This is a genomic window from Rhodanobacter fulvus Jip2 (assembly GCF_000264315.1).
Classification (GTDB): Bacteria; Pseudomonadota; Gammaproteobacteria; order Xanthomonadales; family Rhodanobacteraceae; genus Rhodanobacter; species Rhodanobacter fulvus.
Map to the genome: position 1 here is coordinate 24,162 of NZ_AJXU01000068.1, position 25,128 is coordinate 49,289.

At 64.9% G+C, this 25,128-nt stretch carries 19 protein-coding genes; 9 read left to right on the plus strand and 10 right to left on the minus strand.

The window, feature by feature from the left end; genetic code table 11:
• Nucleotides 1–133 precede the first annotated feature (133 nt).
• The 6 genes from hpf (at nucleotide 134) to ptsP (ending at nucleotide 5,202) form a co-directional block, all read left to right on the plus strand.
• Nucleotides 134–457, plus strand: coding sequence for a ribosome hibernation-promoting factor, HPF/YfiA family (gene hpf / locus UU9_RS14895; RefSeq protein WP_007082599.1), 324 nt, complete (start codon nucleotides 134–136; stop codon nucleotides 455–457).
• 253 nt (nucleotides 458–710) lie between these two features.
• Nucleotides 711–1,661 (plus strand): HPr(Ser) kinase/phosphatase, encoded by a 951-nt coding sequence (hprK, locus tag UU9_RS14900; RefSeq protein WP_007082600.1) that lies wholly within the window; start codon nucleotides 711–713, stop codon nucleotides 1,659–1,661.
• A gap of 4 nt (nucleotides 1,662–1,665) precedes the next feature.
• A complete protein-coding gene (gene rapZ / locus UU9_RS14905; RefSeq protein WP_007082601.1) occupies nucleotides 1,666–2,571 on the plus strand; it encodes an RNase adapter RapZ in 906 nt (301 codons plus the stop codon).
• A 73-nt stretch (nucleotides 2,572–2,644) separates the two neighbouring features.
• Complete coding sequence (locus UU9_RS14910) at nucleotides 2,645–3,037, plus strand: PTS sugar transporter subunit IIA (protein WP_007082602.1); 393 nt, start codon at nucleotides 2,645–2,647, stop codon at nucleotides 3,035–3,037.
• A gap of 8 nt (nucleotides 3,038–3,045) precedes the next feature.
• Complete coding sequence (locus UU9_RS14915) at nucleotides 3,046–3,315, plus strand: HPr family phosphocarrier protein (protein WP_007082603.1); 270 nt, start codon at nucleotides 3,046–3,048, stop codon at nucleotides 3,313–3,315.
• Nucleotides 3,316–3,459: 144 nt separating this feature from the next.
• On the plus strand, nucleotides 3,460–5,202 hold the full coding sequence (gene ptsP, locus UU9_RS14920) for a phosphoenolpyruvate--protein phosphotransferase (protein ID WP_040671153.1): 1,743 nt from the start codon (nucleotides 3,460–3,462) through the stop codon (nucleotides 5,200–5,202).
• Nucleotides 5,203–5,535: 333 nt separating this feature from the next.
• Here ptsP and UU9_RS14925 read toward each other — a convergent pair whose 3' ends face one another.
• Nucleotides 5,536–11,091: a putative Ig domain-containing protein gene (locus UU9_RS14925; RefSeq protein ID WP_040671155.1), complete on the minus strand. Its 5,556-nt coding sequence runs from the start codon at nucleotides 11,089–11,091 to the stop codon at nucleotides 5,536–5,538.
• 227 nt (nucleotides 11,092–11,318) lie between these two features.
• Here UU9_RS14925 and UU9_RS18090 point away from each other — a divergent pair, with 227 nt between their 5' ends.
• Nucleotides 11,319–11,615 (plus strand): TraB/GumN family protein, encoded by a 297-nt coding sequence (locus UU9_RS18090; RefSeq protein ID WP_156804321.1) that lies wholly within the window; start codon nucleotides 11,319–11,321, stop codon nucleotides 11,613–11,615.
• Between the two features lie 92 nt (nucleotides 11,616–11,707).
• On the opposite strand, the gene UU9_RS14930 is transcribed toward UU9_RS18090, so the two are convergent.
• Complete coding sequence (locus UU9_RS14930; RefSeq protein WP_007082606.1) at nucleotides 11,708–12,583, minus strand: LysR family transcriptional regulator; 876 nt, start codon at nucleotides 12,581–12,583, stop codon at nucleotides 11,708–11,710.
• Between the two features lie 87 nt (nucleotides 12,584–12,670).
• Here UU9_RS14930 and UU9_RS14935 point away from each other — a divergent pair, with 87 nt between their 5' ends.
• A complete protein-coding gene (locus UU9_RS14935; protein WP_007082607.1) occupies nucleotides 12,671–13,702 on the plus strand; it encodes a YeiH family protein in 1,032 nt (343 codons plus the stop codon).
• 8 nt (nucleotides 13,703–13,710) lie between these two features.
• On the opposite strand, the gene tsaB is transcribed toward UU9_RS14935, so the two are convergent.
• The 5 genes from tsaB to UU9_RS14960 form a co-directional block, all read right to left on the minus strand.
• Nucleotides 13,711–14,406 (minus strand): tRNA (adenosine(37)-N6)-threonylcarbamoyltransferase complex dimerization subunit type 1 TsaB, encoded by a 696-nt coding sequence (tsaB, locus tag UU9_RS14940; protein ID WP_007082608.1) that lies wholly within the window; start codon nucleotides 14,404–14,406, stop codon nucleotides 13,711–13,713.
• Entirely contained in the window at nucleotides 14,403–15,761 is a 1,359-nt protein-coding gene (creD, locus tag UU9_RS14945) for a cell envelope integrity protein CreD (RefSeq protein WP_007082609.1), read from the minus strand. The genes tsaB and creD overlap by 4 nt, the downstream gene beginning before the upstream one ends.
• A 134-nt stretch (nucleotides 15,762–15,895) precedes the next feature.
• Nucleotides 15,896–17,899, minus strand: a complete 2,004-nt coding sequence (locus UU9_RS14950) for an MGH1-like glycoside hydrolase domain-containing protein (RefSeq protein WP_202799835.1) — start codon at nucleotides 17,897–17,899, stop codon at nucleotides 15,896–15,898.
• Between the two features lie 298 nt (nucleotides 17,900–18,197).
• Nucleotides 18,198–19,010, minus strand: a complete 813-nt coding sequence (locus UU9_RS14955) for a dioxygenase family protein (RefSeq protein WP_007082611.1) — start codon at nucleotides 19,008–19,010, stop codon at nucleotides 18,198–18,200.
• Nucleotides 19,011–19,074: 64 nt separating this feature from the next.
• Nucleotides 19,075–19,464 (minus strand): DoxX family protein, encoded by a 390-nt coding sequence (locus tag UU9_RS14960; protein ID WP_007082612.1) that lies wholly within the window; start codon nucleotides 19,462–19,464, stop codon nucleotides 19,075–19,077.
• A 129-nt stretch (nucleotides 19,465–19,593) separates the two neighbouring features.
• Here UU9_RS14960 and UU9_RS14965 point away from each other — a divergent pair, with 129 nt between their 5' ends.
• Nucleotides 19,594–20,502, plus strand: coding sequence for a LysR family transcriptional regulator (locus UU9_RS14965; RefSeq protein WP_007082613.1), 909 nt, complete (start codon nucleotides 19,594–19,596; stop codon nucleotides 20,500–20,502).
• 640 nt (nucleotides 20,503–21,142) lie between these two features.
• On the opposite strand, the gene UU9_RS14970 is transcribed toward UU9_RS14965, so the two are convergent.
• The 3 genes from UU9_RS14970 to UU9_RS14975 all read right to left on the minus strand — a co-directional run bounded on the left by UU9_RS14970 (nucleotide 21,143) and on the right by UU9_RS14975 (nucleotide 24,737).
• Nucleotides 21,143–22,864, minus strand: a complete 1,722-nt coding sequence (locus tag UU9_RS14970; RefSeq protein WP_040671158.1) for a hypothetical protein — start codon at nucleotides 22,862–22,864, stop codon at nucleotides 21,143–21,145.
• Between the two features lie 70 nt (nucleotides 22,865–22,934).
• The gene (locus UU9_RS18095) at nucleotides 22,935–23,411 is read right to left on the minus strand and encodes a hypothetical protein (RefSeq protein WP_156804323.1); all 477 of its coding nucleotides are present in this window, start codon (nucleotides 23,409–23,411) and stop codon (nucleotides 22,935–22,937) included.
• Nucleotides 23,412–23,414: 3 nt separating this feature from the next.
• Entirely contained in the window at nucleotides 23,415–24,737 is a 1,323-nt protein-coding gene (locus UU9_RS14975) for a dsDNA nuclease domain-containing protein (RefSeq protein WP_156804324.1), read from the minus strand.
• Nucleotides 24,738–25,128 lie beyond the last annotated feature (391 nt).

Here is a 25,128-nt window from a genome sequence, read left to right on the forward strand (position 1 = left end):
TCAGGAACCTGTCGGGGGAACTTGCCCGCGCCCGAAACGTCCCCACTACATGAGTGTGATTCATAGACATGCCGCCCCCACGCGGCATGTCCACCCGCCGCGCAACGCGGCACTGCACCAGAGGAGGCGACCCATGCAACTCCAACTCAGCGGCCAGCAGATTGAAGTCACCCCGGCCTTGCGCGATCACGTCAGCGGCAAGATTGACCGTCTCACCCGCCTCGACGAGAAGCTGATCGGCCTGGCCGTCGTGCTGGCCGTGGACAAGCTGCAACAGCGTGCCTCAGGCACCCTCACCACCACCGGAGCCACCTTGCACGCGGAGGCCGCCGAGGCCGACATGTATGCCTCGATCGACGTACTGTTCGACAAGCTGGTCGACCAGTTGCGCAAACATCGCCAGAAAGTCAGCAACAAGCATCAGCGCCAGGCGCGCGAGGAACGCCAGTACGGCTGATCGCGACAACCGACCCGCAACAAACGGCGGCAACGCGGCTCGACTTCGCCGCGTTGCCGCCGAGCCCAGCCCTCCATCATGACAACGCAAAACGACGGGCTCCCCACCCATCCACCCCGGGAAGGGCGCCATTCCCGAAGCCTTCGTCGGCACCAGGAAACCATCTCGTCCGGACGCCGTTTCCGCCAAGCTGGCACAATGTCCGTTCACCGACGCGGCATGTCGCCCGGCCGGGAACGCGAGGGACATACGCTTGGATCGGCTCAGCGCGCGCCAACTCTACGACAACGTCTACGAGCGCATGGCCTTGCGCTGGGTGTCGGGCATGCGTGGCGAATCGCGCGCCCTGGAGCCCGGTGTGGCGCAGGCACGGCGGCCGTCGCTGGTCGGCTACCTCAACGTCATCTACCCGAACAAGATCCAGATCATCGGCACCGAGGAGCTGAACTTCCTCGATGCGCTGGATTCGCGCCAACGCTGGGAAGTGATCCACAAGATCGCCGCGCACCAGCCGGTGGCGCTGATCGTCACCAAGGATCAGTCGGTGCCTTCGGACCTGCGCGAAGTGGCCGAGGAAACCAATACCCCGTTGTGGAGCAGCACCAAGCGCGGCCACGAACTGCTGACCTATCTGCAATATCACCTGGCGCGCATGCTGGCCGCCAAGGCCACCCTGCACGGCGTGTTCCTGGAAGTGTTTTCCATCGGCGTGCTGATCACCGGCGAGGCCGGCTCGGGCAAGAGCGAGCTGGCGCTGGAACTGATCAGCCGCGGCCACCGCCTGGTGGCCGACGACGCCACCGACTTCACCCTGATCGCGCCGGACGTGATCGACGGCACCTGCCCCGAGCTGCTGCAGGACCTGCTGGAAGTGCGCGGACTGGGCGTGCTCAACGTGCGCGAGATGTTTGGCCACACGGCCGTAAAGACGTCCAAATACCTGCGCCTCATCGTGCATCTCAAACCGCTGCGCGAAGGCGAGGAGGTGGACGCCATGACCCGCATCACCGGCGACATCGGCCATCGCGACATCCTCGACGTGCCGGTGCCGATGATCACCATTCCCGTGGCCTCGGGCCGCAACCTCTCGGTGCTGGTCGAGGCGGCGGTCCGCAACCACGCACTGAAAAGCAAGGGCATCGACCCGGCACAGACCTTCATCGACCGCCAGGCGCACCAGATGCACCGACTGCCCCCATGGTGAACCCATGAACGACGAAAACACTCCCCTGCTCAATCCTCTCGTCGACCCGCACGAGATCCACCTGATCGTGCTCACCGGCGTCTCCGGCGGCGGCAAGACGGTGGCACTGCGCGCGCTGGAAGACCTGGATTTCTACTGCGTCGACAATCTGCCCACCACCCTGGTGGCGCCGTTGGTGAACGCGGTGATCCAGGGCAAGGGCGGCAACCATCGCCGCATCGCGGTGGGCGTGGACGTGCGCAACCGGGGCGTCGATTTCGCGCAGATGCCGAACGTGCTGTCCGATCTGGCCGGTGCCGGGGTGCAGGTACACCTGATCTTCATCGATTGCCGCGACGAGGTGCTGATCAAGCGCTATTCGGAAACCCGTCGCCGCCATCCGCTGGCGTCGCGGGGGCGTTCGCTGGGCGACGCGATCACCGAGGAGCGCCGCCTGTTGCGCCCGCTGATGGCGATCGCCGAGAAGGTCATCGACTCCAGCGAACTGAACGTGCACCAGTTGCGGCGCCTGGTGGCCACCGGCTATGCGCAGGCCACCGAGGGCCTGACCCTGATGTTCCAGTCGTTCGCGTTCAAGCGCGGCCTGCCGCTGGATTCCGACTTCGTGTTCGACGCGCGCTGCCTGCCCAACCCGCACTGGCAGCCGCACCTGCGGCCACTGTCGGGCAAGGACGCGCCGGTGCGCGAATTCCTCGAGGCCGAGCCCCTGGTGGGCGAGTATTTCGCCGACACCGCGCGCTGGCTGGACGCATGGCTGCCGCGCTTCGAGCAGGACGATCGCAGCTACGTCACCATCTCCATCGGCTGCACCGGCGGGCGCCATCGCTCGGTGTACCTGGTGGAAAAGCTGGCGGCGCATTACCGCCATCGCCGCGACGGCGTGTTGACCTTCCATCGCGAGCTGGACTGACCGCGATGTTCCGGCAAAGCGCCATCACCCCGGCCTCCGATAAAGGCTTCACCGTGCTTGCGGGGCAGCGGGCATGAGCGTCGGCGTACTGCTGATGACCCACGAGGCGGTCGGTCACGCGCTGATTTCCGCCACGCACCACGTCATGCCCAAACTGCCGCTGCGGGTGATGGCGGTGGAGATTCCGCCGCAGGCCGATCCGGACGTGATGCGCACCCTCACCGCGCGGCATGCACGCGAGCTGGACGAGGGTGATGGTGTGCTTGTGCTGGCCGATCTCTATGGCGCCACGCCGTGCAACATCGGCCTGTCGCTGGGCGCGCTGGGCGTCCACCTGCGCTGCGTGTCGGGGCTCAACCTGCCGATGCTGCTGCGCGTACTCAACTATGCGGACAAATCGCTGGACGAACTGGCCGAGATCGCGGCCAGCGGCGGCCGCGGAGGAATTTTCATCGATCATGCGTAACCCTATTTATGCTTGAACAGGACATCGTGGTATCGAACCGGCTCGGCCTGCACGCGCGCGCCTCGGCCAAGCTGGTACAACTGGTGCAGGGCTTCAAAGCCACCGTATGGCTGATCAACCGCGGCCGCGAGGTCAACGCCCAGAGCATCATGGGCGTGATGATGCTGGCCGCCGGCATGGGCACGCCGCTGACCATCCGCGCCGACGGCCCGGACGAGGAACTGGCACTGGCCGCCGTGGCTGAACTGTTCGAGCGGAAGTTCGACGAGGGGGCGTGAGATGCAGGGAATCGGGAATGGGGAATCGGGAATGGGGAAATGCGGAGTGCGCGCGAGCGTCCTGCTTTCCGCAAGGGCCCGGCTGTCCGCTTTTCCGATTCCCCATTCCCCATTCCCCACTCCCGGCACCCCAAGGGGCGCCAAGTGAGACACCTCCTTCCCGGCACGATCGCGGCGCGTGGCATGGCGCTGGGCCGGGCGCGGCTGGTGCAGCCCAGCCGTTACGCGGTCGATATCCGGCCGTTGGCCGAAGAGGAGGTCGAAGGCGAGCTGGAGAACCTGCATCGCGCGCTGGACATGGCCCGGCAGGAGCTGCGCGAACTGCGCGGCAAGTTGCAGGGCGCGCTGGCGCGCGAGGTCAACGAGTTCATCGACGCGCACAGCCTGCTGCTGGATGACGCGGAGCTGTTGTGCGGGCTGGACGAACTGATACGTGTGGGCCATTACCGTGCCGGCGCCGCGCTGAAAAAGCAGCGCGAGAAGCTGTCGGCGATGTTCGAGGCGATGGATGACCCCTACCTGCGCAGCCGCAAGGAAGACGTCGAGCAGGTGATCAACCGGGTGATCGCCGCGCTGCAGCGGCAAACCAGCCCGGAGGAACGCAAGCTGGCTGCGCGGGTGGGCGAGATCCTCATCGCTGACTCCATCGCGCCCGCCGACATGGCGCAACTGGCCGGCAACGGGCTGCTCGGCGTGGTCGCCAGCTCCGGCAGTGCGTATTCGCACAGCGCGATCCTGGCGCGCAGCCTCGGCCTGCCGATGCTGGTGGGCACCCGCGATGCGCTGTCCCACATCCACGACGACGACCTGCTGCTGCTGGATGCCGAACGTGGCGAAGCAGTGGTGCATCCCACCGCGCAGGACCTGGCCCGCTATCGCGCCTGGCAACGCGAGGCGGTGATCGAAGGCCGCCGCCTCGCTCTACTGGCGAACGCGCCCACGCGCACCCGCGACGGCCTCGACATCCGCCTGCTGGCCAATGCCGAAAGCCCCGCCGACGTGGCCCTGGCGCGCAGCCGCGGCGCCGATGGCGTGGGGCTTTACCGCACCGAGTTCCTGTTCCTGCGGCACAAGGATCTGCCGACCGAAGACGAACAGTTCATCGCCTATCGCGACCTGGTACTGGGCATGGGCGGCCTGCCCGTCACCATCCGCACGCTCGACCTGGGCGCCGACAAGGCCGACGCGGCCGGGCTGGTGATGCAGGGCGAGGAAAACCCCGCGCTGGGCGTGCGCGGCGTGCGGCTGTCGTTGCGCTATCCCGCGGTATTTTCCACCCAGATCCGCGCCATCCTGCGGGCGGCCTGCTACGGCCCGGTGCGCGTGCTGGTGCCGATGGTGACCCAGCCCGACGAACTCATCGCGGTGCGCACACTGTTCAAGCTGGCGCGACAGGAGCTGAAGCGCGAGAACATCGACCTGCCCGAAAAACTGCCCCTGGGCGCGATGATCGAGGTGCCGGCCGCGGCAATCAACGTGCGCGCGCTGATCGAACACGCCGATTTCCTGGCTATCGGAACCAACGATCTGGCCCAGTACGTGCTGGCCGCCGATCGCGGCAACGATGCGCTGGACAACATCTACACCCCGCTGCAACCGGCCCTGCTGCGGCTGCTGTCGCACGTGATCAGCGCCGGCCGGCGGGCGAAGAAGCCGGTGAGCCTGTGCGGCGAAATCGGCGGCGACGTGAATTTCACCGCCCTGCTGCTGGCGCTGGGCCTCAACGAATTCAGCATGCACCCCAGCCAGATCCTGCAGGTGCGCGACCGCCTCGCCACCCTCCACCGCGCCGACCTGCGCCGCCATGCCCCGGCGCTGCTGCGCGCGCACACGCATGAAGAGGTGGCGGCCACGTTAAACGCGATCCTCGGGAACACCGTGTCCTGACACCGATATCCAGCGGCCACATCCCGGCACAAGGGCCCACAACGTAAGGCAGGCATCGCCCGCCCGCTCTTCCCATTGGGCCCAGTGTGGAATGGCATTTATTCCATTTCCATTTCGTAAGTGCATCAATAATCCACGGCCACGCGACGAGGGAGCGCACCTTCCCGGTGGCTCCTTCGGTGGTCTGTAGAGAAGCGACAAGATGATCTTCGAGAGTATCGAGGCTATCGGGTTTCAGCGTAAAAATTCCTCCCTGAGGTCACTCATCAGCCTACTCGGTCGACGGACAGCCCAAATCCATGGCCGGCAGCGTTTCGCTGCCGGCCACACGACTCACGGCGGCGGCAGCGCCTTCTGCACCCCAAGCAGGATGCTCTGATTGTCGCGGCTCGTGCTGTCCAGCTGATTCTGGTACTCAGCGCGCAGCGTCCAGCCTTTCAGCGTCTGCAACGTGATGCCTGCACCCAGCAAGGTGTGATTGCGGGCCTGGCGCGCCAGCGTGGCCCGGTACAGCGGGCCGGACAGCAGGTCGGCGTAGCGCATCGTCGCGATGCTGGAACCCTGCATGTCGTGGCCAAACTCCGCGCGCAGCTGTGGCGCCCACATGCCGTAGTCGCTCTTGACCGTCCATTGCGCCAGCAGGCCCAAGGTGCCCGTGCTGGTCTTGACGGCCTGGCCCCGGTAATTCAGCGCGAACACCGCATCGCCGGTCTCGGTGTAACCGTCGAGCGTTGCGTGGGCAGCATCCAGCCTGCCATAGGGCGTGAGCTGCAGGTTGTCCGCCTGGTACAGGTAACCCACGGCGAGCGAGGCAAACCACTGCTTGCCGTCGCGGCTGCCCCGCACGGTGTTGCCGTTGTCGGTGACGAAGCGGCGTGCGCCGAACTGCAGCCATTGGTAACCGGCCAGTGCATCCACATAGGCCGAGTCGCCGAACCGATAGCTGCCGTAGGCCGCGACGTTGTAGCTGTCCACGGTGCTGCGGCTGTGCCGGCCGACGTCGGAGGCGTCATGGCCATAGCCAATGCCTGCGCCCAGTGTGAGCGCTTCGGTCACCTGCTTGTCCGCGCCCAGGCTCAGGCCCGAGGTGGCGAAGTCGATGCCGTTGCTGCTCGCGCCGGGCTGCAGCTTGCCGAAATTCACCGCGCCGCCAGTCCAGAAGGCCACGCCGTCGGTGGGCGCCTCGTGGTCGCTGGCGACCGCGCGGTCGGTCATCGTGGCGTCGGTGGGCGCCAGGAATGGCTCGCCGGCGCTACCCATCCCTTGCCGCATGCCGATGTCGAATGGCGTGTCGATATGCCGCTGGCTGCTGGCCGAGTTCATGGTGATGCCGTTGGTGAAGCCGCCGTGGCTGCCGCCGCCGTGCAGGGTTTCCAGGCGGCGCTGGAAGTTGCCGATCTGGCCCATCGCCATGCGGCGGGTGGCTTCAGCCTGCGCTTCCAGCACTCCCATTACCTCGGCGTCCTTCGACGGATCACTGCGCAGATGCACGGTCACGTCGACCGTGCCCGGCTCGGAAGTGGCGAACGCGTTGCTCAGGGTGTAGGCGATTTGCGCCATGCCACCAAAGGTGGGATCCGCACTGAACGCCAGCGTGTAGTGGCCGGCATCGGTGGCGGTGATGGTGGCCGTACCCGCATTCGTCGGCGAAACGGACACCACCTTGGCTGCGGTGAACGGACCGCCATGCGCCGCTGCCGTCAGGTCGACCTGCACCGTGGTGCCGGCAGTGACGGTCGCCGTCAGTGCTGGCGCCACCGGACGCGGGTTGACCGTCAGTGTGACATGCGCCGGTGCCGAGGTGCCGAAGGCGTTGCTCAGCGTGTAGTCGAAACCAAACGTGCCGGCGGCATCAGCGTCGGCGGTGTAGGCGATGTCGGTGCCCTGTACCGCCACGGTACCTGAAGTCGGCGCGTTCACCACGGTGGTGGCGGTGAATGGACCGTTGGCCGCATGAGCCGCCGCATGGATCGTGACCGACAGGCCGGCCAGCACCGTGGCGCTCTGCGCGGCGGCTACCGGAGTCGTACCGGCAACGACCGTGATGCTGACGGTCGCCGTGGCCGAGGTTCCCCCGGGGCCAGTGGCGGTGTATTTGAACGTGTCGCTGCCAAAGTAGTCGTGGGCCGGCGTATAGACGATATTCAGCCCATTGACGGTCGCCGTGCCGTGCGCGGGCTGCTGGGTGACTGCGATGCTGGTGATCGGGCCGTTGTCGTTGCCGGTCACGGTGATCGTCGCCGTGCCATTGGCGTTCACGTTGGCGCTGTCATCGACCACCACGGGCGCTGGCTCACCGATGACGATGGTGTAGTTCTGCGTCCCGAGGAAGCCGTGCTGGTCGGTGGCGGTGACGGTCGCGTTGAAGCTGCCCGCCGTGGTCGGTGTGCCGGAGAGCGCACCCGCCGGGTTCAGCGTGAGGCCGGCTGGCAGCACGCCTCCGGTCACGGCAAAGCTGTACGGTGCCGTGCCGCCACTCGCGGTCAGGTTTTGTGCATAGGTTTGGCCGATCGTGCCGCCCGGCAGGCTCGCAGGCGCCACGGTGATGGCTGGCGCGTCGACGACCAGCTGGTAGCTCTGGTCGGCAGTCTGGGTGGCCGTATCGGTGACACGCAGCGTGAAGTTGAATGTGCCGTCCGCCAGGGGCGTACCCGCCAGCACGCCCGAGGGGCTGAACGTCATGCCGGTAGGCAGGGTGCCGCTGACCAGGGTGAAGGTGTACGGCGTGGCGCCGCCGGCAGCCGCGACGGTCTGGCTGTAGGCCACGCCACCGGTGGCGTTCGGCAGGGGCGAGCCGGTGGTGAACGCGACCGCCCCGCCTGGCACCACGATGGCGAACGCTTGCGTCACCGTCGGTGCGGCCAGCCAGGTACTGTCGCCGGCCTGGTTTACGTCGATGCTGCATGTGCCGGGCGACACGGTGGTCAGAACGCCCGTGGAAGTCACCGTGCATACCGCCGTCGTGGTGGAGGTGAATGCCACCGCAAGGGTGGAGGTGGCCGTGGCGATCAACTGCGGCGAGGTGCCGAAGTTCGTTGCGCCGGGGTTGTTGAAGGTGATCGTCTGGACGCCTTGTGGCGTGACGCTGTTGGATGGCGCCGAAGTGCCACTGGGGCCTGCGTTGTTGGTCGCGGTGACGGTGAAGGTGTAGGTGGTGCCGTTGGTCAGGCCGGTCACGGTGATCGGGCTTGTCGCGCCGCTGCCGGTGAGGCCGTCAGGGCTGGAGGTCACCGTGTAGCCGGTGATCGTGGCGCCACCGCTGTTCGCCGGCGCAGTGAACGACACGATGGCGCTGGCGTCACCGGCAGTCGCGGTACCGATCGTCGGGACGCCGGGCATGATCGCGGCGACAGTGAAGTTCTGCGTCACCGTCGGCGCAGCCAGCCAGGCAGCGTTGCCCGGTTGGTCGGCGTCGATCGCACAGGTACCGGCTGCGATGAACGTCAGTGCGCCGCCGCTGGTGATCGTGCACACACTGGGAGTGGGCGAGGTAAAAGTCGGCGTGAGGCCGGAGCTGGCTATGGCGGTCAGGGTCGGCGTGGTGCCGAAGTTCTGCGTTCCCGGGTTGTTGAAGGTGATCGTCTGGGCGCCCTTGGGAGTCACGCTGTTGGACGCCACCGATGCCGCGCCGGTGCCCGCGCTGTTGGTCGCGGTGACGGTGAAGGTGTAGGTGGTGCCGTTGGTCAGTCCGGTCACGGTGATCGGACTGCCCGCGCCGCTGGCGGTGATGCCACCGGGGCCGGAGGTCACCGCATAGCCGGTGATCGGGGTACCGCCATCGCTTGCCGGCGGGGTGAACGACACGATGGCACTGGTGTCGCCCGCCGTGGCGGTGCCGATGGTCGGCGCACCCGGCACAATGGCCGCCACGTGCACTGCGTAGGCCCGGCTGCCCGTAAAGCTCTGCGCGTCGGTCGCGACCACGGTGAAGATGAAGTCGCCGGCGATGGTCGGCATGCCGGACAGCGTGCCACTGCTGCTGATGCCCAGCCCGGGCGGGACGCTGCCCGTGGTGGAGAAGGTGTAGGGCGCCGTGCCACCCGAAGCCGACACCGTCTGGATATAAGCCGTACCCACGGTTGCGCCGGGCACGCTGGCTGGCGCGACGTTGATGGTTGGGCCGATGATGGTCAGCGCATACGCCCGCGAGCCGCTGTAGGGAGCGTCTGGACCGGTGCTGGAGTCGGCTGCAGCGACGGTGATGGGGAAGGAACCTGCCTGCGTCGGTGTACCGCTCAACACGCCGCCGCTCGACAGCGTGACGCCGGTGGGCAGCGTGCCTGCGGTCACGGTGTAGGTGTACGGTGCCGTGCCTTTCGAGGCGATGATCGTCTGGCTGTAGGCCACATTCGCGGTGCCGCTGGGCAAGAAAGTCGGCGCCAGCGCAATGGACGGCGCATCGACAGTCAGCGTGATGCTGGCCGGCGCCGAACTGAATGGACCGGTGCCGCTCGAGCTGTCTGTTGCCACGACCTGGAACGTGAATGTACCGACGGCGGTGGACGTACCGCTGATGGCGCCATCGCTGGCCAGGGTCAGGCCTGACGGCAGCGCACCGGAGGACACCGCATAGGTATAGGGCGCGGTGCCGCCGCTGGCATTGGCGATGGAGTGGCTATAGGCCGCGCCCGCGACGGCGCGCGGTGGCACGACCGGCGTGTAGATGATCGTCCGCGGCGACACCGTGAGGGTCACGGTTGCCGGGCTTGAGGTGCCCGCACCGTTGGTGGCGGTGTAGGTGAAGCTGTCCGGCCCGGCATAGCCAGGCGTCGGCGTGTAGGTGATCGAGGTGCCGCTGGCCGTGGCAGTGCCGTGCACCGCGCCCGTAACGACGGCGACGGAGGTCGCCGAGCCGGTGATGTCCAGTGGGATCGGGTTGGCGCTGCTGTTGAAGGCCACCGTCGCGCTGACCGGGCCGACTGCTGGCGGCACGTTCTGCACCACCAGGCTGAGGTTGACGACCTTGCCATAGGGGCCCGGAAATAGCCCGCCCAGATTCGGGCTGCTGTCGGCGACGAAGACGGCGAAGTTGAATGTGCCTGCCGAGGTGGGTGTGCCGCTCAGGGTGCCGTCGCTGGCCAACGACAGGCCCGGTGGCAAGACGCCGCTGTTGAGCACGAAGGTGTAAGGCGCCAGTGCACCCGATGCGGACAGGGTGTGGTTGTATGGCGAGTTCAAGAAAAGGTCGGACGGTGCCACAACCGCGATCGCGGAATTGGGGATGGAGATGTCGGTCGTGTAGGACTTGGTGCCCGTCGTGCCGACGTCGTCGGTTACGGTGAAGGAGAACGAATACGACCCGGCCTGGTTGGGCGTGCCGCTGATGGTGGCGCCGCTCAGGCTCAGGCCCGGCGGTAACGCACCACTGGCCAGGGTGTAGGTGTAGGGCGCGGCGCCGCCGCCGGCGCTGAGTGTCTGGTTGTAGACCGCGCCGACCTTCGGTGCGGGCAGCACGGAGGGATTGACCGTGATCGGGCTGGTGGCGGGACCGATCGCGACGTTGACGGTGAAGAGACCGCCGCTGCCATCCCTGACCACGAAGGAGTCGCTGGTCGCGCCGTCACCATTGTTGGCATAGACGAAGATACCCGCGAACGGATCGGTTATGGTCGCCGTCCCGTGTTGAGGAGGGCCAAAGGTGGGGCCGGCGATGTCCAAGCCGACGGGGCTGCACAAATTGCCGACGGTGACGGTGATCGTGCCACCGGACGCCATGGGCGAAGTCGCTGGTACCGTGTGCGAGTCGGGAACGTCGAAGGTGCTGCATGCGGCGCTGGCGGCACCCGGCAGCAGGGCCAGCAAGGCGAATATCGGCAACCAGGCGCGCGGTCGGCGGATGAGCGACGAAAAGCGCACTGCGGCGCGCTGCAATAGCGAGCTATAGGACATGATTCCCTGACCCTTATTCTGAAGACACGTACTTCCCCCAGGGACCGTGCTAGCCCTCCGGCATCACGACTTTCCAGCGAATGCTGCGAGTCGCTCCGTACCCGGTGCGCAAAGCCCAGCCTCAGCCATGGCGCTCTCCACGGCACTTCCACTGGCGACCATGGGATGCGGAAAAGCCCTCTCGCGTTCCCTTCCGCAAGAACGGGGTCAAACTCGGGCCAGCTCAAATGGCACCCGCGCACGGCCAGCCTGCTCGACAGTCATCATTCCCGCGCGGCGCTTTTCAACCGTCGACGAGCAAATCAAGTTGGGATGGCAGGAATAAGGCAGGCGCCCTTTCAGCTGCCCTTCGATCCTCTGGGAAAACCGTCAAGCGTCTGGCGCGAAAGCATGACGTGCCGATCAGGACCAGCAGCGTCAAGGTCGTGGTGAAGAACCAGGATACGGATGAAGCCATCGCCAAACTTGGCGATGCGCCAGTCGAGCTTTATATGCCGTGCTTCGAGCGGACACTGGCAGCCTGACCATCCTGCGCAGTCGTGGATATGTCGTGAAAGGCCTCCTGTAGGTAAAAGCAGGGGGCAAACGAAGGCGGCGGGGCGTGCCCGCCTATGCGCTACATCTTCGCCAAAAACGCATCCAGCAAGGCGCCACGATACTTCTGCCGGTGCAGCAGCAGGGAAAGCGTACGGCGCAGGTCGAGGAACGGGGTCTTCAACACCTTCAGCCGGCCCGTGGCCAAGGCATCGACCACCGCCACCTCGGGCAGGCAGGCGATGCCCAGCCCGGCAGCCACGGCCTGCTTGATCGCTTCGATCTGATCCAGCTCCAGCACGGTTTCGCCGGGCGGCAGCTGCGACAGCACCCGCTCGCTGGTGGCGCGCGTGGCCGAGCCCGGCTCGCGCAGCACCCAGCGCGCGCCGACGAAATCGGCCGGTTTCAGGCCACGCCTGCGCGCCAGCGGATGCTCCGGCGAGGCGCACACCAGCAGCCGGTCCTCGCGCCATGGCCGCACCTCCAGCGACGGATGCGCCACCGGCCCCTCGACACAGCCGATATCCAGGCTGTGATCGATCACCCCGGCGGCGATCGCCTCGGTATTGGCCACGCGCAGGCGGATCGCCACCTGCGGATGCGTGCGCACGAAACTGCCCAGCAGGTCGCCCACCAGGTAATTGCCCACCGTGTTGCTGGCGCCGATGCGCAGCTCGCCGGCCAGCACGTCGCTGACCTCGCTGCCGCGACGGGCGAACTCGGCGTGCCGCTCAAGCAGCTCCTGCGCCAGCGGCAGCAGCTCGCGGCCACGCGCATTCAGCCGCAGGCGACCGCGTTCGCGATCGAACACCGCGGCATCCAGCTGCCGCTCCATCTCGGCCAGCGCCATGCTGGCGGCGGGCTGGGTCAGGTGCAGACGTTCGGCGGCGATGCGCACGCTGCCGTGCAAGGCCACCTGCACGAAGACTTCGAGTTGCCGCGGGCTGATGTTGATCATCATTCCATCTTATACGCCACATCAAATATTCGAAATTTTGTTGATCGATGGCGGCGACCACAATGCACGGGTTCCCACGGAATCCCCATGCACGCCACCGCTTTTGCCCCCACGCATCCACGCACTGTTTTGCCCGGCCTGGCGCTGGCGGCGGCGATCGCCGTGCTTGCGCTGCTGCTGGGTCGCTGCCTGCCGCTGATCGGCGGGCCGGTGTTCGGCATGGTGCTGGGCTTGCTGGTGCGCAGCGTGTTGGCGCCTGACGCGCGGTTTGTCCCGGGCATCACGTTTGCCAGCACCACCGTGCTGCAGGCGTCGATCATCGCGCTCGGCTTCGGGCTGAGTCTCGATCAGGTGGTGGCGACCGGCTTGCGTTCGCTTTCGGTCACCGTGGTCACCCTGAGCGTCGCTTTCTTCAGTGCGTGGGCGTTGGGCCGCTGGCTCGGCGTGCACGACAAACTGAAGATCCTGGTCGGCGTGGGCACGGCGATCTGCGGTGCCTCGGCGATCGCCGCGGTAACGCCGATCATCCAGCCGGACGAACACGACACGGCCTACGCGATCTCCACCATTTTCCTGTTCAACATCGTAGCCGTGCTGCTGTTTCCGCTGCTTGGCCACCTGATGCACATGGGCGACCTGGGCTTTGGCCTGTGGGCCGGCACCGCCATCAACGACACCTCGTCGGTGGTCGCCGCCGGCTACAGTTTCAGCAAGGCCGCGGGCGACTACGCCACCATCGTGAAGCTCACCCGCGCCACGCTGATCATTCCGGTGTGCCTGGTGCTGGCGCTGGTGGCGGCCGTTCGTGCGCGGCGACAGCGCCGGCTTCACGGGTCAGCCAGCCAGTTCAGCCTGCTGCGCATCTTTCCCTGGTTCATCCTGTGGTTTCTGGTGGCGTCGGCACTGCGCACGGCGGGGCTGATTCCCGCCGCGATCCAGCCCGACCTGCACCTGGCCGCGGAATACCTGATCGTGGTGGCGCTTGCCGCCATCGGCCTGTCGGCGAACCTGCGCAGGATGATCGCCAGCGGCCCGCGCCCGATCCTGCTGGGCCTGGGCGTGTGGATTGCGGTGGCGACGAGCAGCCTGCTGGTGCAGGTGATTACTCGCCAGCTATAGCGGCAAGCTCAGGCTTTGCCCTGCTCCACCAGGGTCAACGCGACCTTGTCGCGCAGATAGACGGGCAAGGCCAGCTCGGGCGCCTGCGCGCGGCCGGCGTTGAATTCGGCCAGCGCCAGTTCGGCCACATGCGCGGCCTGCGGGTAACGGGCGCCATCGGCCGAGTGCAGGGTGCCGGTGAGGCGCTGGCTCAGTTCGGTGGCGTAGGTGGCCCAGCCGGTGCCGACCACCTGCCACGCGGATGCCGCAGGCAGTTGCAGCGAATCGGCGGTGCAGATGCGCTCCTCGTCCAGCGCGATCAGGCCACCGTGACCATCGCGCCGATAGCTGGCCGCATAGATCTCGCCCATGCGTGCATCGATCACCGCCAGGATCGCCGTCGCCCCGCCCTCTTCCGGCGCCTCCAGCGCCAATGCGGCCAGCGAGGAAATGGTGATGACCGGCAGGTCCAGCCCCAGCGCCATCCCTTGTGCCAGCGACACGCCCAGCCGCACGCCGGTGAACGCGCCGGGGCCGCGGCCCACGGCGATGGCATCCAGCGCGTGGCGATCGATGCCGGCCTCGGCCAGCAAGGCGTCGGCCATCGGCAGCACCAGCTCGGTGTGGCGACGCGGCGCGATCTCGCTGCGGGCGATCAACTCCTGGCCGTGGATCAACGCAACGGAACAGGCTTCGGTGGCGGTTTCTATCGCGAGCAGATTCATGATCGCTCCATGATAGCGGCTGGCGCTTCGACCGACGCAGCCGCTGTCGGGATGCTCGCGTACCAGTCGATGCGGCGGGTCAGGTACATCATCAACGCCACCGTCGCCAGCAGCACCAGCGCGCCGATCAGCAGCGCGTACTGTTCGGCCGCGATCAGCCCGTACAGCATCGCGTAGATCAGCCCCAGCACGCCGCCCAGCAGTGCGCCGGCACGCCGGGCTCGCAGCACCGCCATGGCGTAGCCGCCCACCATCAGCACCACGGCGGTGGCGGCCAGCGCGTAGGCCGGGCCGAAACCGATCTGTTCGGACAGCGCCAGCAGCACCACGTAGAACGTGGCCAGCGCCGCGCCCACCAGCAGGTATTGCACCGGATGCACGCGCAGCCGCTTGAGCACCTCGAACAGGAAGAACGCCACGAAGGTCATCGCGATGAACAGCAGGCCGTATTTCCCCGCGCGCACGTTGCGCTGGTACACGTCGACCGGCTGGTACAACTGCACGCCGAAGGTCGATGCCTGCAGGGCATCGCTCACCCCGGCATCGCCATCACTCCAGTGCTGGCCGTAGCTGCGGTTGAGATCCAGCAGATGCCAGTGCGCACTGAAACCGTCGGCGTCGATGGTGTGTGCCAGCGGCAATGCGGCACCAATGAAGCCGGGATCGCTCCACGGCGCACGCATGGTCACGTCGGTGCTGCGCGCCAGCGGCAGCAACTGCAGCGCTTCGGTGCCGGCCAGCTTCAGCACGATCTGCACGTCGATCGGCTGGTCGCCCAGCGTGTCGAGGTCGACCGGCACCACCACGGTCGGCCAGCGACCCAGCCGGTCGGCCGAGGATTCGAAGCGGGCCGAATGGCCGTTGACGCGCCATTCGGAAATTTTCTGCAGGCCGCGCAGATCACCGACCGGCAACCGCAGCTCGGCTTTTCCACCCTGCCACGACGCATCGCTGGCGTGGCGATACTGGGCGACGTCCTGCGCCCGAAATTGCGCAGCGAGTGTCACCGTGGCGACAAACACCGGCGCGCTGTAGATGCCATAGCTGCGCGTGGTCACCACCATCGCCACGTCCTGCTTCAGCGTATCGGCCAGCACGCTTTCGCTGCCGGTCTGCCAGCGTGGCGTCAGCTGCCCTTCCACCGCCACCTGGCGCAGCGTCGGCACCACCAGTACCGGCCCGCCGATGACCTGCTTGCCGCCCCAGCCCTGCGCGATCTGGCTGATCGCATCGCTGCGCAATTGCTGGCGTTCGCTCACCAGCTCGCGCACCTGCAGCAGCGGTATCGTCATCAGCAAGGCCAGCGCGCCGATGCCCAGCACCTTGGCGGTGACGGTCTGTGTCCATTTGCCCATGTCGCGGCACTCCCTTGATCGGAGCGTCGATCACAACAGCGCCGGCGGCGCCGCAGCGGGCAGGCAGGGGCGAAATGCGGGCGGACAGACGGCGATGGCCTGTCCGCGGTGGTGGGTCAAATCACGCGACGCAGCTACGGGCGCCGCGTCACACCGACCAACCGATGCACGGGCGCGCTCGCGTACAGCTTCCACTCCAGCAGCCGCACGGCGCGCTGATCAGCCGGCGGAGTGAACAGCACGCGGAACCGGCGTGCCGTCACCGGCGCCCAGCCAAGCGCATTCACGCCATTGGCCAGCGGTTTGCCGACCGGCTCGCTGCTGACCGCGTGCCAGGCGCCGTCCTTGAAATACTGGATGGCGTAGGACGCGGGCGCGGCGAAATGCGTGGCGTCGTCGAGGAAGAAGATTTGCGAAGAAGCGATCGTGGTCGGCGTTCCGAAATCAAGCGCGTACCACTGCGGCTTGTCTGCGGCGCCCTGCGTGGTCCAGCCTTCCTGGATCTGCGGGAAGAACCACAGGCGCCCGTCGATGCTCTGCCGCAGGACTTTCTTGTCATCGCCATTCACCGACGCCGACGGCTGGGGAAAACCGTCGCCGACGAGGTTCACCGCCAGGTCGACATGACGCGTCACCGGCGGCAACGGCGCCTGATCGATCGGCGCCGTGAGGCGCGCAAGCACGGGCGATGACGCCACCTTGCGACCGTCGATGAACACCTGCAGCCCCGCACCGCGGTGATAGTGGCTGCCATCGCGGTCGTACAGCACCGAAACCAGGTGGCCGTGATACGGCGCGTTCTCCAGCGCAAACCAGGCCATGGCGTTGGGATCGGAAGCGTCGCGCGGCAGCAGCGGATTGACCTCGAGCACGTTGTCCGCGCGCGGGCGAATGCCGACCAGGCCGGTGATGATCAGGTCGTCGTAGGCGGAGTGGTAATAGTGGTGGCTGCGCGGCAGGCCGACGATGGGCTTGCCGGTGGCCGGGTCGTAGTCTTCCTGGATATCGGGATGACCGTCGACGTAATGCAGCTCGGTGTACTGCTTCAGCAGCGACATGTAGTCGGCGCGGGTGATCACCGTCTGACTGGTGCTGTTGAGCAGGTTGGCCAGCCCGATCAGCGCCTGCGTGGTCTGGAACGGCCAGACCGGTCCGTTCCACTGGCATTCGCGCAGACCGGTAGCCTCGTCGTAGCGGTATTGCTGCATGTAATGCTTGTAGCTGGGCTCGACCGTGCGCAAGCCGTAGGGCCCGCGCAGTTGATCGGCCTTCAGCGCGTGCGCCCACGCCACCGCGTATTTCGGATCGTCGACCAGCCCGAACGTCCACGGCGTATAGCCGGCCAATTCGCGGCCACCGACCGGGTCCCAGTAATGCACGAAGCTGTTGTCGACCTTGTAGCGGTCGATGAAGTGATCCAGTTCCGCGCTCCACAGGTGCTGTTCGACATGGCGGCGCAGGTCGTCCGCCCTGGCCGCGTATCGGCTGGCGCTGGTGTCGTCGCCGGCCAGTGCCGCCAGCCGGCTGATGGCGCGGGCGTTGGCGAACATGTAGCTGTTGATCGAGGGGCGGAACGCGTCCCCGCCCCGGAAACCATCCTTGCCGCCGCTGGCGTCGATCGAGGCGATCGAGTACTCGGTGGCGTCCAGCAGGGGTTCGATCCAGTACAGGTGCTTGTCGAAATCGTAGTGGTCGTCCCACAGGTTGTAGGTCTGCTCCATCGAGGGCAGGAAGCGGGTGGCGAACGCCGCGTCGCCGTCCACTTCATAACGCTGCCAGGTGGCATCCGCGATGGATTCGGAGAAGTGCCGGTTGTTGCCGCCGCCGGTCCACAGGTAACTGATCCAGTCGTCCAGATAGCTGCGGTCGCGAAGCCAGCGGCCGTCGTAGATGGGAAAGATCGCCGAATCGTTGAGCGTGGAATAGGGGTCGCGATCCCACGTCATGTCCTGCAGGAACTCGGTGAACAGATTCCCCTGCGCACCCACCGCGCGGATATGCGCGCGAAACACTTCCCAGCGGTAGTAGTAGATCTGGTTGGTTTTCGCGTCCGGGGAATCGAAGAACGGGATGTTGTTTTCGTACCAGGGCGCGTCATTGCCGAAGTAACGCCGGGCGATGGCCGTCTGCGGAAGCATCGTCGGAACACTGTCGGCCGCGACGACCGGCGTGGATCGCGCAGCACCGCCGTCGTTCATCCCCCCGGCCCACAGCGCAAACGGTACCCATGCAGATACAAGAAGAACGGCCAGGCGCATGAAGATCCCCATGAATGATTTGCCGCGCGGCGGCAGCGGTTGGCGAAACGCGGCGGATGCCGCCACAGCGTGAAGTCGAACGGCCACAACCGCATCGACCTTCGATTCTATGTCCCCTGCCCGCGAAACCGCGAGAAGGGACGTCGCAAAACGCACCTGCCCCGCGGCCATCGGCGCTTCACGCTGCGTCTTCCAATGCAGCCTGCGCCGCATGGGGCAGACCGAACGCAAACGAATCCATCGACAGCACGCCGTAGGTCATGCCGCCCTCGACCAGCCGCGGCGCGTCCGTATCGGCGCTGGCGCCCATGGCCACCAGCAGCGGCAGGTAGTGTTCCTCGGTGGGATGTGCACGCTCGGCGTGCGGTGCGCGGCGGCGGTAATCCATCAGCGCATCGACATCGCGCGCGGCCACCGCCTCGCGAACCCAGTCCACGAATTCCTGCGCGTACTCCGGGTTGCGGATGTGCTGGCGGAATTCGTACAGGTTGTGGGTAAGGCTGCCGGAACCGATCACCAGCACGCCGCGCTGGCGCAGCGGCGCCAGCGCCTGGCCCAGCCGCAACGCGCCGGCCGCATCGATGTGCTGCGGCAGCGACACCTGGAACACCGGCACGTCGGCGCGCGGAAACAGGTAGCGCAGCGGCACCCATGCACCGTGGTCGAGGCCGCGGCGTTCGTCGAGCGCCACCTCGAAGCCGGCGTCCGAAAGCAGCCGCGCGGCACCCTGCGCCACCGCCGACGCGCCTGGCGCGGGGTACTGCAACTGGTACAGCGGCGCGGGGAAGCCGCCGAAATCGTGGATCGTTTCCGGCGCGGCACTGCTGCCCACGCGCACGCCCCGGGTCTGCCAGTGCGGCGATACCACCAGCACGGCGGTGATGTCCGTCAACGACTCACCCATGGCGCGCAGATTCGGACCGAGCAGGCCCGGCTCCAGCGCGAACATCGGCGAGCCGTGGGAGATGAAGAGCGAGGGGGCGGTCGTCATGGCGTTTTCTCCACAGACGGCGGGCGCAACGGCGCCCGCCGGGTTGAACTGCAGGTTGCGGAACTCAGGCGCTGCGGCGCTTGGCCCACAGGTGATCGAGGCTGAACGCGCCGGCGCCGTGGGCGGCAAGCATCAGGAAGCCACCGGCCATCGCCACGTTCTTCCAGAAGTTGATCGCCTGCGCGGCGTCGCCGAGATTGGCGTGGAACAGCGCGGCACTGGCCAGCGAGAACGCGGCAAGCGCCAGCGCGATCCAGCGCGTGAACACGCCACCGAGAATGGCCAGGCCACCGCCCAGTTCCAGCGCGATCACCAGCGGCAGCAAGGCGCCGGGCACGCCCATCGCCTCCATGTATTGCTGGGTGCCGGCGTAGCCGGCGATCTTGCCCCAGCCGGAGATGATGAAAACAAGCGAGAGGCCGATGCGGCCGAACAGTGCGAGCGAAGCGTTCATGGGCATTCCTTGATGAGCGGATGGGTTGGGAAACGAGTTGATGGGAGATACTCTATTAGCCAAACCAATGCCGATAAACTGGCCTCGCGTTGACTAACTGTCCCGAATAACGAGACAAAAGAAGACATCGTGGACAAATTCCAGGAAATGGCCAGCTTCGTCGCGGTGGTCGACGCGGGCAGCTTCGTCGGCGCCGCAGACGCGATCGGCTTGTCCAAGGCGGCGGTATCGCGGCATGTCGGCGAACTCGAACAGCGCCTGGGCGCGCGCCTGTTGCACCGGACCACGCGGCGGTTGTCACTGACCGACGATGGCCAGCTGTTCTACGCCCGCGCGAAAGAGATGCTGGCCGCGGTCGACGAAGCGGAATCGGAAATCAGCTCGCGCAGCGGCGAGCCCAGCGGCATGCTGCGCGTCAATGCGCCGCTCACCTTCGGCGTGCTGCACCTGGCCCCGCTGTGGGGGTGCTTCGCGCAGCTGTATCCGAAAGTATCGCTGGACATCGAACTGAGCGACCGCGTCGTCGACCTCGTCGAAGAGGGTTACGACCTGGCCATACGCATCACCAACCTGCCCAGCTCGCAACTGGTCAGCCGGCAACTCGCCACCACCCGCATGATCTGCTGCGCATCACCGGACTACCTCGCGCAACACGGCACGCCCACGCACCCCGCCGAACTGGCCCAGCACGACGTCATCTCCTACAGCTACTTCGCCGCCCGCGACGAATGGACCTTCACCGCCCCCGACGACAGTCCCGTCGTGGTGCGCACCCACGCGCGCATCCACGCCAACAACGGCGACACCTGCCGCGCCGCCGCGCTCGACCATCAGGGCATCATCCTGCAACCGGACTTCATCATCGCCGACGACCTGCGCCGCGGCGACCTGATCGAGCTGCTGCCAACCTGGCGCACGATGACCCTGGGCATCCACGCGGTCTATCCATCGCGCAAGCACTTGCCGATCAAGACGCGGAGGCTGGTGGATTTCCTGGTCGAGGCGTTTGCGGTGCCGGGGTGGGATGTGGCGCGGTGATCGCGCTTCTCCTGCGTAGTCCCCACCTGTAGGAGCGCACCCTGTGCGCACGATGCTCTCGCTCTGCCGTAGGGAGAGCACTGTCCGCTGGCTTCCCCGCATGTCACCTCGTGCCCATCAAATCCTCACGGGTGCTCGCAAGCGATGCTTCTGCCACGTTGCTTCGCTTCAATCCAAAGTATTTGAAGCGAAGAGCTTTCGTCCTCCTTCGGAGGGCGAGGTACTTCTCTTTTGCTTGTCCAAAAGAGAAGTACCCAAGAGAAAACGACACCCCGCTTGGCGCTTGCCGGACTCCTGTCCGGCAAGTCCGTGAGCCGGGGCCGGGCTTTTCGACAGCACATCCATGTGCTGGCGAAAAGGCATCGACATCCCTGTCGATGCCCGCTACGCGGCCTGTCGACCCCGACTCACCGCCGCACAGGGGCCCCGGGTAGAGCAGCGGGCCATCCTGGCCCGCACTCGGTGCGCAACCGCTGCGCGGTTGCGAGAGCCAGAACCGGTAGCACCGGATGGATGTTTCGTACGGACGTACGTCCGCTCTCGGCCAAGAGCAGTCATTCAGGGTCAGTGTCGTTGGCGCACGGTGCTGCTCTGGAGTGTCCGCGACATCAGGGTAGGACCCCGGGCCTCCGTTAAGGTCCTAATCCCCGATCTCTAGTTGTTCCTGTGCACCAACATCTCCAAGAAATCGCGGCTCGCCGTCAATAGTGAAACTCGCGTGCCAGACTTCATCGCCCACCTGAAATTGGGTCTTGAGATCCGCCGCTGAAAAGACGACTTGTACTCGGCCCGGGTACTTTACGGCCAACATTTGAAGCCTGTCGGTGTACGCATCGAAGTCGACCTGACTAAGCTCGTGCTGCTTCGGTGCGTCGAATAGAAGCCACCCAGGATGGTTCCCCCCACGAGCCAAAGAAACTTCGAGAAGAGCGGCGTGAAAGGCTAGAACGATACGTGTGCGCGTGCTGCCGCTCTGATGCGTCGTTGCTGTGAACTTTGCATCATCCACAAACAACGTGAAGTCGTCATCGAAATGTGCCGACTTGGTATTCTGGGTGCCTAGCGTAACTAGCCATTGCTGCATCGCTTCGCTCAGCATCTGCCGTACATCCGTTGATGCGGTCGCACCCCTGATGCCTGCGGGTCGCAACTCGGCGACGGCCACGGTGGCTTGCTCGCGCTGATCGAGAAGACGCTCGAACTTTCCAAGCTCCGCCGCATATTGCTGAACTCTCGCAATTCTTAGCTCAACGTCCACCAACTCTTTCGTAAGACCGTTGAGCTTGCCTACGACCTCCCCTTGGGGAGATGCGTTGACGACGCGGTCTCGCTCGGCGCACTTCGATTCGATAGCGTAGCTAAGCTGCTTGATCTGAATTTCGACCGATTCAACGTCGAGACTCAGATCTCGATCCGATGCTTTCAGGTCCTTGATTTGATCCTTAAGAAACAAGAGAGACCGCCCAAATGACCGCTCTGACGTCTTGAACATATGGCAGTCCTCTCGGCTACAAAACTGACGGAGTAGGTCCGTGGCTTGGACATTTGCAGTCAAAATGTCCTCCTCGCCATCAAGCTCCGAGAGAACGAGATTGAGCTGCCCTTTCTGCTTATTCAAAGAGTTGGCGCGGACCGTCAACTCATGGCGCTGAGTATCCAGCGCCTCTATTTCTTGGTTGTAGAAGCTGCTCGAAGAACGGATGGCGGCGATGGCTTCGCTGTTTATCTCAAGCTCTTGACGAAGCTGCAAACGCCGCTCGATAAGCCCTGGCTCTTCGTTGTCTGACAATTGCTCGTTAGTCCGGAGCCGATCGACCACGAACCTTTGCATCTCAAGCGCGCGCTCCGTGCGGTCCAGAGATCTTTTCGCCGCCTCGAAGTCTGTCTTCGGTCGGAAGGGATGTCGCGGCGGCAGGCCCACGAGAAATCGCATAACCTCTTGCCGTTGATCCCGGATGAAATTCCGATTGGGCGGTGTCCAATAGTCCGTTGTCCACCCGTGATCCTGGTCCACCCAAAGTGCGGGAAGCAGCACGGTTGCATAAAGTTCTGCCGGCTGGGACTGCTTCGAGGTCAAGTTTGGCAGGTCAGCACTGAAGAGGCCGATGAACCAGCGTGCGTACTCAGCCTGGTTCGTGAACGCCTGTTGATTAAAACCGTCGTCGATGTGCATTTCGAACTCGGCGCCGAGCCTTCGCGTCAAGGTCACTGGACGTTCGTCTACCGAGAGTTCGACTTGGGCAAACTCGCACCGCGCAAGCACATCGGGCGGCAAGTCCACCTCATGGCCAAGCCCTTGCATTACGCCCTTCATAATCGGCGTCTTACCGGCACCGTTTGGCGCTTGAACCGCGGTAAACATTGCTCCGAACGAAAGCAAGCGGGAGCCCCATCCATCAGCGCCCCGCGGCAAGTATTGGAATGACTCGAGCCTAACGCTCATCACCGCCACTCCTTGCCATCACACGTCTTTGGTTGATGCGCAGTTGACGGATCAGAAGCCCGAGATCACTTGCGTCGCGACTAGCGACTTCAAGTCGATTCTTGCCAACTTGAGTCAAGGCTATCTCCCGCGCCGGATCGTTTGATACGGTCACAAGTTTTGCCGCTTCCAGATACGCTAACGCATCCGCACAGCGGCGCCGCAGCGTGAACGATGTTTCAAGTCCATGGGGCGAGCGACGCAAGGCACTGAAGTGCTCAACAAGTAGCAAAGCTACCTTCCTACCGAGCAACACGGTTGAAAGGGTTGCTCGCGTGGCGATAACCATCACTACGAGCGCAAGCAGCGGCAAGTGGAACAGCGCATCGATTGTCTCCGGCGCGCTTCGCGACGGCAGACGATCTTCAGTCGTCGACAGCCGAAGATCTGCTTCTGAAAGGCTCTTGAGGAAAGATTCAACGTCCATATTTCACCGATTGAGCCCCACGATGGCAGGCGATTCAGCCTGTGCGGCCAACGAAAAAATTAGTCCCAATACATGCTCAGGTTCTAGCTGAGTAACAGAACTCCCCTTGAACTGTTTCGCAATATCCTTGGAATTTTCAATTACCTGATGCATCGTCAGGTTACCTTTAAGGGTCTCATGCGCCCGAGCCTCCAACAGGACATAGTCGGCACTCTTAAGATTGTGCCGTTCAATGGTTCGCCACATATCCCACCTAGACTTGAAATAGCAGATAGAGACTAAGTGCTCGTTGAGACCTTTGGCTGTGCAGAATCGCTGTAGCCGGGATAGCGTTTTCACGGTGTCGCTCCCCGCACCGGCCTTTAACGCCTCATAAGCCGGAGCCGAAAGGCTTAACACACCGAGCACGTCATCTACGACAATCCCCTTCTCTTGTTGCAATTGCTCGTCCGAGGCGGGCACAACGGTAGTACTATGCGCAACCTTAGCGCGTACGAGCCCAACTATCTCGCGTGCAATTTGTTTTGATTGGCGCAGGGTGAGATCGATCTCGCTGTAGTCCACGATGACATCAGCAATCTCAAGAATCGCAGCGTCCGAACCCTCAATCTGACCTTGGTCGGTATACACCGCAATCTCACGAAGCCACCGGAACAATTCACTTGCTGACGAGGCATGCTTAGGGTCGGCGGAAACGTAAGCACGCGCGAGGTGATCGAAGGCATTCTTCGCCAAATCTGGGAGCGCGGCTTCATCTTTTGAGCTCCCAACAGAACTGAGAAACGCCGCCAAGCTTGGATCAAGACCTGCATTCGTCACGAACGCAAGCCCAGCGCAGCTGTCACCGAAGTTCCCGTAATGCAAAAGCATCAACGGCACAATCGCCGCTTTGGTAACTGCAGCCGGCTTCTTTGTTTGAGTACTTTCCTCGCGCAGGGGTACGCCGAAGAACTCACGGAACGTCCAAGGCCCCTGCGACGACTTGCGCCCCTTCACTTGGTGAAATACGTACCGCGTGGGAGGCACGTCCATTTCGACGACATAGTCGTCGTGCCAGTCGCAGTAGACGCTGACTTGTTTCTTGTTACCCACAAGAATGTCGAGCGCGGCTAGAGCAGTACGCTCATATTGATACTCGTACTTGCGCCCAGTTTGGCTGCCCACGCGCTCACGTGGCTCGATGTGGCCGAGCCTTTTGCCCCCGCCCATGCGATGCGCGCTTTTTGGCTTCGTTACGTCTGACGTTGTGGCCCCCATGGAGCTCAGCATACCGCCAGATGGCGCCACAGCGAATGGTAAGAAGGATCGTCGACCGACCATATGCATTCTGTGTTGCCTGGCGAGTAGAGGCGCCACCACAGGTATCGGCCGGCGGAACCCCGGTCAGTGTGCACTTTTGAACGACCGCTTTGGGTCGAAAGCGGACGATCGAAGCCAGCTGAAAAAAGCATCTCTCTTTCTTGTTTGAGAAGGATGCTACATCTGCGTGCGGCAGCTGCCGCACGGCTGTTGCTTTGGCTCTTCTGAAAAGTGCGGGCCAGGATGGCCCGCTGCTCTACCCGGGGCCCCTGTGCGGCGGTGAGTCGGGGACGACAGGCCGCGGAGCGGGCGTTGCCAAGGATGGCAACGCCTTTTCGCACGGGCAGGAGGCCCGTTCGAAAAGCCCGGCCCCGGCTCACGGACTTGCCGCCCATGAATGGGCGGCAAGCGCCAAGCG

What these genes read in the sequence shown, in the direction of transcription:
- UU9_RS14950 (WP_202799835.1), bottom strand. Translation starts at nt 17,899, where the DNA reads ATGCTTCCGCAGACGGCCATCGCCCGGCGTTACTTCGGCAATGACGCG.
- UU9_RS14925 (WP_040671155.1), bottom strand. Translation starts at nt 11,091, where the DNA reads ATGTCCTATAGCTCGCTATTGCAGCGCGCCGCAGTGCGCTTTTCGTCG.
- UU9_RS14960 (WP_007082612.1), bottom strand. Translation starts at nt 19,464, where the DNA reads ATGAACGCTTCGCTCGCACTGTTCGGCCGCATCGGCCTCTCGCTTGTT.
- UU9_RS14935 (WP_007082607.1), top strand. Translation starts at nt 12,671, where the DNA reads ATGCACGCCACCGCTTTTGCCCCCACGCATCCACGCACTGTTTTGCCC.
- tsaB (WP_007082608.1), bottom strand. Translation starts at nt 14,406, where the DNA reads ATGAATCTGCTCGCGATAGAAACCGCCACCGAAGCCTGTTCCGTTGCG.
- UU9_RS18090 (WP_156804321.1), top strand. Translation starts at nt 11,319, where the DNA reads ATGGCACCCGCGCACGGCCAGCCTGCTCGACAGTCATCATTCCCGCGC.
- UU9_RS14915 (WP_007082603.1), top strand. Translation starts at nt 3,046, where the DNA reads ATGCTTGAACAGGACATCGTGGTATCGAACCGGCTCGGCCTGCACGCG.
- UU9_RS14930 (WP_007082606.1), bottom strand. Translation starts at nt 12,583, where the DNA reads ATGATCAACATCAGCCCGCGGCAACTCGAAGTCTTCGTGCAGGTGGCC.
- UU9_RS14955 (WP_007082611.1), bottom strand. Translation starts at nt 19,010, where the DNA reads ATGACGACCGCCCCCTCGCTCTTCATCTCCCACGGCTCGCCGATGTTC.
- UU9_RS14970 (WP_040671158.1), bottom strand. Translation starts at nt 22,864, where the DNA reads ATGTTTACCGCGGTTCAAGCGCCAAACGGTGCCGGTAAGACGCCGATT.
- UU9_RS14975 (WP_156804324.1), bottom strand. Translation starts at nt 24,737, where the DNA reads ATGCATATGGTCGGTCGACGATCCTTCTTACCATTCGCTGTGGCGCCA.
- hpf (WP_007082599.1), top strand. Translation starts at nt 134, where the DNA reads ATGCAACTCCAACTCAGCGGCCAGCAGATTGAAGTCACCCCGGCCTTG.
- UU9_RS14910 (WP_007082602.1), top strand. Translation starts at nt 2,645, where the DNA reads ATGAGCGTCGGCGTACTGCTGATGACCCACGAGGCGGTCGGTCACGCG.
- UU9_RS18095 (WP_156804323.1), bottom strand. Translation starts at nt 23,411, where the DNA reads ATGGACGTTGAATCTTTCCTCAAGAGCCTTTCAGAAGCAGATCTTCGG.
- rapZ (WP_007082601.1), top strand. Translation starts at nt 1,666, where the DNA reads ATGAACGACGAAAACACTCCCCTGCTCAATCCTCTCGTCGACCCGCAC.
- creD (WP_007082609.1), bottom strand. Translation starts at nt 15,761, where the DNA reads ATGGGCAAATGGACACAGACCGTCACCGCCAAGGTGCTGGGCATCGGC.